The following is a 4807-nucleotide window of genomic DNA, read 5'->3' on the forward strand; positions in this document are numbered from 1 at the left end:
TGCCTTACATTCTGGAATGATAGAATGGTATTAGAATGATATCTGAGAGTTCTATGTCAGGTTCTTTGTCTTCTTCTTGTTTCATTACAACTACGATGGCATTGTGATCTACAGCTTGTATAACACGAACGGTCCCTACTTCTTTAGGGAAGGCGCTCTCCGCAGCGTTGGGTCCAATTCCTTTAAAGGACACCTTCCTTACAACAGTTAGAATATCTTTCTCTCGAATTCCTTCATATCGTCCTGCGGAAATAATGAAATGAGTCCCTTCTTCATCTGCATTCTTTGCATACCCCACAATGTTGGCGGTGCGGTATAATCCCGAGAAACCGTCTGTCACCTGTTGTAGCGCTTTGTTTATAGCTTTTTTGCAGGCTTCCCAATATGGCGATTGTGAGAAATCGTCCCATACAGGTTTGCTGAAATTGTTAGTGTTTTCTCTGGGGGCGAGACGAAAAAGATCAAGGCCGTCTTTATACATGGGATCGAAAGGGGAGAAACCTCGTGCAGATAGAAAAAACAGGCGATCATCTCCGGGAACAGGTATATATCGCTGATCTTCTGCTACGATATCTGCACAAAAAGGGAGCTCCTTCCCAGAATTATCGTAGACGCGAAGTCTTATGCGTACTTTGCCTCTCTGGTCTTTTCCGAAAAAATCCTTATCTTTCACAGTAAAAGAATAAATTTCCAGTTGTAAAGCCATATCTCCAGGCGGAAGAGTTCTTCCCCTTTTTTGCTGTTCCCGAACTTCTATAAAAGGGGAACGTTTCAGCTGGCTTATGCAATATTGTGTTATCTTTTGATCAAGTATATCTACAGGATAAAAGCGGCTTTCCCAAACTTCAAAACCGCTAGAATTCTCTGTCGGCAACACATCGACAGTAAATACGTTCCCTTGAATTTCTCGCCCTAAGGCTGGTGTGATAAAAAAAGTTCCGATGATAAAGTAAAAAGAGAGAAGTAACTGTTTCCACCTGTATTTACGTTTCATACTTTCACCCCAGATTCACTAATTTCCACTTCTATATCATGTATCGGACTTCCTTTTAAGAAAGGTGAGGAGGTTATTCTCTTCCTGCCTCTTCTACTGCTTTAAAAAAATCATCTATATCCCATTCCGCATGAATAAAGATCTTTTGAGGATGTAAATAGGCATAAGAAATATCCCCTTTATTGACAACTACTATTTTCCCTGGACACATGGAAGGTAAAAATGCTGCTGGGGTGACAGTAAGAGAAGATCCTACTACAAAAAGCAAATCGGCCTCCTCAGCAAGGGTTTGGCATTCATAAAGGTGTTTTACATTTTCTCCAAAAAAGACAATGTCAGGTTTTAGTACGCCGCCACATTTTTCGCAATGAGGGATGTCTTCTTTGAAGCTCTTCGCATATGATGTCTCGTAGTCGAAGACTTCGCCACAAGAAGTACAATAGCTTTGCCATGTGCTCCCATGTATCTCGTACACTTTCTTAGAGCCAGCTTTTTGGTGAAGGGCATCGATATTTTGGGTAATGATTCCAGCGAGTTTCCCTTCTTTTTCCAGTTGCGCAAAGAACCGATGAGAGAAGGTAGGTTCTATTTTATTGATGACCTTTAAAAATTCTCGATGGAACTGATAGAAGAAGCGAGGATTTTTCTGGAAGTAGTCAATATCGAAAATAAGTTCTGGATCTGTCTGCATTTTTTGTTTGTAAATTCCATTGGGGCCTCTGAAATCGGGTATTCCGGCATTAGTAGACATTCCAGCGCCACTTAACAGAACTATTTTATGTGCTTCCTTTAAAGCGCACGCACACTGCTGTGCCATGTATTTAAGATTATTGTTCAAAAGAACCACCTCCGAAAATATTATATCTTATTTTTATAGAAATATTTAATCAAAATTTTATGCAACCGATTGTACAATCTGCTACAATAACCCCAGTTTAAATATGGGGGTGTTAGGATGGCAATTAAAAACATAGTTTTTGGAGTGGACGACAAGCCGCCCTTTCCTATTATGGTTTTAGCTGGTTTTCAACATGTTTTAACTTTATTTGGAGCTACAACTCTTGTCCCCTTGATTTTTGGTCCAGCAATGGGGATGACTACAGTAGAAATTGGCTTTTTTATATCTTGTGTTTATCTGGCAATGGGTATAGCAACGTTAATTCAGACTCACCCTAAAATTGGATCCGGACTACCTATTGTTCAGGGATCTAGTTTCAGCTTTATTCCTCCTATAATGACGATTATCGCAGCTTACGGGGCTTCGGGGCCTTCTGTCGTAATGCAGCATGTAAGCGGAGCTTTAATTTTAGGAGGCATTATCCTTTCTATTATAGGGTATAGCCGGATTGTTGGTGTTATACGAAAGCTTATATCTCCAGTAGTTATCGGGCCTACTATTATGGCAATAGGTTTTTCCATGGCACCAGTAGCTATCCAGGCAAATGCTTCGAAATACTGGCCTATATCTCTCATTGTAGTTGTGGGAGTCTTTTTCTTCAGCTTAGTAAGTCGAAATAAATACTTCAATATTTTTGCTGTATTGGCTTCTATTTCCATTGCGTATCTCGTAGCCCTTGGTGGAACCCTCATAGGCTTTTTTCCCAGTGGACATGCAGCGTATATTGACCTCTCCAGCGTAGTGCAAGCGCCATGGTTCCGTTTTACAGGCATTATGCCTTGGGGTGCTCCAAAATTTGACATTATTTCTTTCGGAGCGATTATCGCAGGCTTTTTTGCGGTAATGATCGAATCTATAGGTGACTATCACTCCTGTTCTTATGTTGCTGGCCTCCCAGATCCTACACCCTCCATGATTAATAGGGGAATAGGTGCTGAAGGTTTGAACTGTGCGATTGCTGGGACTCTCGGTGCGGTTGCTACAACATCATATACAGAAAATATTGGTCTTATCGGATTAACGGGAGTTGCCTCTCGCTGGGTTGTACGTACAGGAGCGATTCTCCTTATACTTATGAGTTTTGTGGGGAAAATAGGGGCGCTCATTGCTACGATCCCTAGCCCTGTTATTGGCGGAGCGTACATAGCCCTTTTTGGTATTATTGGGACATTAGGGATACAAGTGTTGCTGCGAGCGGATATGTCGAGCCAACGAAACGTTTTGATAGTAGGTTTCGCTTTTCTAATGGCCCTTGGGCTTCCTGGATGGGTAGAAGGTGCGAAAGATTCTTTCTTTTCCATTGGGATTATCGGACAAGTTTTATGGGCTATCCTTAAAACACCCATGGCTGTCGCAGGTATTTGTGCGGCATTTTGGGATAACATTATCCCAGGAACACTAAAAGAGCGGGGACTTTCAGCGCAGTAGCAATTTTTTGAAACGTTGCTCTTACAAAAAATCGTTTACATGTTAAAAAAGCCCAACCTTTTCTTTCAGGTTGGGCTTTTGCGTTATAAAGAAAGCAGAAAATAATTTTAATCACAAAAGAATAGGATCGTATCGAGAAGGAAAAAGATTGGGTGATTTTTTGTTTTTGTATACCCTATTTTTTGAAGATTTATTTTAAAATAAAAGAGTATAATTTTCTTGTTTTTTAAAATTAACAGAATGGAGTTACAAAACGAATATACGAGGTTGCGTTACTGGTGGTTGACCCTGTTATAAATTAATACGATGAGAAGATAGAGGTGAGAGATAATGAGATTTAAAAGACTATGGGGCGTGGCTGCCATCCTTATTGTTGTTGGAGGTTTTTTCCTTTTATCGAATAAAAAAGAGGAACAAAAAGAGAAGGTTGTGGAAAAAATCGCTCGTCCTGTAAAATATATAACCCTTTCTGCCCCAGACGTTGTTTTACGACGTGTATTCCCAGGTAAAGTCCTTGCCTCAAAGACAGCAGATCTCTCTTTTAGAGTGTCAGGTCCTCTTATTGAGTTACCAGTGAAGAAAGGTGAACCTATAAATAAGGGCGATCTTGTTGCCCAAATAGATCCTCGAGATTTCAAAGTTCAATTGATGAATGCGCAGAGCGCCCTGAATAATGCTAAAGCACAGCTGTCTGCTATGAGAGCTGGAGCAAGAAGAGAAGAAATTTCGGCTTTATCTTCTCAAGTTGCTTCGGCGAAAGCCAAATTGGCAGAGGCAGAAGCAGATTATAAAAGGATGGAACGCTTATTTAAGGAAGGAGTTGTGGCTCAAGTAGATTTAGAGCGGTCACAAACAACCTATGAGGTGGCGAAAGGGGAAGTGAATGCTGCTAGCCAGGAACTTCAGAAGGCAAGAAGTGGTGCTAGGGCTGAAGACATTGCGGCGATGGAAGCTACTATACAGGGGTTAGAATCTCAAGTTCAAGCTGCTCAAAGTGCCTTGGATGATACAGAACTTAAAGCTCCTTTTAAAGGGATTATTGCTGCTCGATATGTGGACAATTTTCAAAGCGTGCAAAGGGACCAACCGATCGTAAGTTTACAAAATCTGGAAGAGGTTGAAATAGTGGTCTCTATTCCAGAACAGGATATTATGAAATTTCGTTTAAATACTTCTTTAGGAGTATCTTCGTCTTTTGAGGCAGCACCCAACACGCAATACTCTCTTGTCTTTAAGGAGATATCTACAGAAGCCGACCCACAAACTCAGACGTATGCTGTAACATTCACGATGCCTTACCCGAAGGACATAGTTGTTTTGCCAGGTATGACTGCGAATGTTGAATTTACTGGGCAAAACGGGGCCCATGAGGTTAAAGGATTTGCAGTCCCTTCTATAGCCGTTGTTCCAGGAGAGGGAACAACGCATTTCCTTTGGATTATCAATGAAGAAACCATGACGGTTCATAAGGTGGAAGTATATATTCA

The 4807-nt window shown here is 41.0% G+C and carries 4 protein-coding genes; 2 read left to right on the top strand and 2 right to left on the bottom strand.

Annotated elements, in window-relative coordinates:
• Positions 1-4: 4 nt before the first annotated feature.
• Both B4J50_RS09695 and B4J50_RS09700 read right to left on the bottom strand, forming a co-directional pair.
• A complete protein-coding gene (locus B4J50_RS09695; RefSeq protein ID WP_286846114.1) occupies positions 5-994 on the bottom strand; it encodes a hypothetical protein in 990 nt (329 codons plus the stop codon).
• Positions 995-1067: 73 nt separating this feature from the next.
• Positions 1068-1811: an SIR2 family NAD-dependent protein deacylase gene (locus B4J50_RS09700; RefSeq protein ID WP_034327044.1), complete on the bottom strand. Its 744-nt coding sequence runs from the start codon at positions 1809-1811 to the stop codon at positions 1068-1070.
• Positions 1812-1949: 138 nt separating this feature from the next.
• On the opposite strand from B4J50_RS09700, the gene B4J50_RS09705 reads away from it, so the two are divergent.
• Together B4J50_RS09705 and B4J50_RS09710 are read left to right on the top strand one after the other, a co-directional pair.
• Entirely contained in the window at positions 1950-3320 is a 1371-nt protein-coding gene (locus tag B4J50_RS09705) for a uracil-xanthine permease family protein (RefSeq protein ID WP_024822800.1), read from the top strand.
• A gap of 330 nt (positions 3321-3650) precedes the next feature.
• The coding region (locus tag B4J50_RS09710) for an efflux RND transporter periplasmic adaptor subunit (RefSeq protein WP_286954149.1) at positions 3651-4807 on the top strand (1157 nt) is incomplete at its 3' end.

The organism is Aminobacterium sp. UBA4908, assembly GCF_002398115.1.
Lineage (GTDB): Bacteria > Synergistota > Synergistia > Synergistales > Aminobacteriaceae > Aminobacterium > Aminobacterium mobile.